Source organism: Desulfosporosinus sp. Tol-M2 (assembly GCF_059735615.1).
This window is the reverse complement of the sequence record NZ_JCAIJG010000160.1, coordinates 535-1,575: the sequence shown is the minus strand read 5'-3', so window position 1 is coordinate 1,575 and position 1,041 is coordinate 535. Positions and strand designations below refer to the sequence as shown.

Sequence of the window (1,041 nt, the reverse complement as noted above, 5' to 3'; positions counted from 1 at the left end):
GTTTAGTTAAAGGGATTAACATCTAAATTTAAGAGATAGGCTTGTTCAGAGTATTATTATGAACTAGCCTATCTCTTTTGTGTACGGTGACGTAAAAGACGCAGTCCATTGAGATGATTGCTGAGATTACCGATCAAAGCCCCACTAAATCCACTGATTTGTGGTATATTAAAATAGCCGGAACCATTAATAACCAGCAAACTGCATTGTTCTAAAGCTAACGTTTATTTTGCATGTAAAACTGTGGTATAATATGGTAACAAGATTTGAGAGGATGATTAGGATATGGATTCTTTTGAGAAGTTTAAATATTGGGAAAGCAAAGCAATCTACGATCTTGAAACAGCAAGAGTTATGTTACGAACAGGAAGATATTTATACGTGGTTTTTATGGCCCAGCAAGCTATCGAAAAAATTGTTAAAGGGCTTTATGTTTTATATATTGATCGAGAACCCCCCCGATCTCACAATATCTGGTTGATTATCAAGGGGTTAATGGAAGTCGAACAATTTACAGGAAATCATGTATTGTTTAAAGCTCAGGAATATAAACTATTCTTTTCAGATCTACTTTTTTATTATATTGCTGAAAGATATCCTGATTATAAACGACAGCTATCCTCAAATATTACTGAAACAAGGGCAGAAGAAGTTCTTAGTAAGACTGAGGAGGTGTTTGCATGGCTTCAGTCCCTCAGCCAATTCAAGAAGTAATATTTGATTATCTGCAAAAGGTTGGCGAACAGATAAAAATTAATAAGGTTATACTTTTTGGTTCATATGCCAAAGGACTTTTTTCTAGCGATAGTGATATAGATTTGGCGGTTTTTTCAGATGATTTCATAGGAATGGAGCCAATTGAAAGGTTTAGATTCTTATTTATGCAAGCAGCAGATTACGGATTAGATTTGCAACCACTGGCGTTTACAACAAGCGATCTTACTGAGCCTGATGGAATTGTGGAAGAGATATTAAGTACTGGTCAAGAAATTATTATCACTAAATAATTGGCATATTGATACAAACCCCCATGGCTATACC

The 1,041-nt window shown here is 35.0% G+C and carries 2 protein-coding genes; both read left to right on the top strand.

What is annotated here, in order from left to right; all coding sequences use genetic code 11:
* Positions 1-285 precede the first annotated feature (285 nt).
* Positions 286-714, top strand: coding sequence for a HEPN domain-containing protein (locus AC6I5A_RS12250; RefSeq protein ID WP_052168078.1), 429 nt, complete (start codon positions 286-288; stop codon positions 712-714).
* The gene (locus tag AC6I5A_RS12245; RefSeq protein ID WP_052168077.1) at positions 681-1,007 is read left to right on the top strand and encodes a nucleotidyltransferase domain-containing protein; all 327 of its coding nucleotides are present in this window, start codon (positions 681-683) and stop codon (positions 1,005-1,007) included. The genes AC6I5A_RS12250 and AC6I5A_RS12245 overlap by 34 nt, the downstream gene beginning before the upstream one ends.
* Positions 1,008-1,041: the final 34 nt, after the last annotated feature.